Source organism: Streptomyces calidiresistens, from assembly GCF_014141525.1.
GTDB lineage: Bacteria > Actinomycetota > Actinomycetes > Streptomycetales > Streptomycetaceae > Streptomyces > Streptomyces calidiresistens.
In genome coordinates this window covers 1-455 of sequence record NZ_VKHS01001566.1, presented here as the reverse complement: position 1 = coordinate 455, position 455 = coordinate 1, and the positions used below count along the sequence as shown (strand labels likewise).

At 68.8% G+C, this 455-nt stretch carries 1 protein-coding gene; it reads left to right on the top strand.

Annotated elements, in window-relative coordinates:
* The first annotated feature begins 157 nt into the window (after positions 1-157).
* Positions 158-388, top strand: a complete 231-nt coding sequence (gene rpmE, locus FOE67_RS28300) for a 50S ribosomal protein L31 (RefSeq protein ID WP_182667634.1) — start codon at positions 158-160, stop codon at positions 386-388.
* Positions 389-455: the final 67 nt, after the last annotated feature.

Below are 455 nucleotides of genomic sequence, written 5' to 3'. Positions count from 1 at the left end.
TCAGATGTATATAAGAGACAGGGGGAAGGGGGAATACCGTCCCCTCCCGTCACGTTTTGGCTGTCACGACCAGTGCCGGCACACTGGTGCGTCGGTCCCGGTTCACGTGGCGCAAACGGCGCCGCGACCCGGCACCCTCCCGACCACAGGAGACACCATGAAGCGCGACATCCACCCGGAGTACGTCGAGACGCAGGTCAGCTGCACCTGCGGCAACTCCTTCACCACCCGCAGCACCGTGAGCGGCGGCGCCATCCGCGCCGACGTCTGCTCGGCCTGCCACCCCTTCTACACCGGCAAGCAGAAGATCCTCGACACCGGTGGTCGCGTGGCCCGCTTCGAGGCCCGCTTCGGCAAGCAGGCCGCGGCCAAGGCGGCCAAGAAGTAGCACCCCACGGCGCCGGTCCGACCGCTCCCGCGAGCGGCCGGACCGGCGTTTTTCCGTCCCCGGCCCG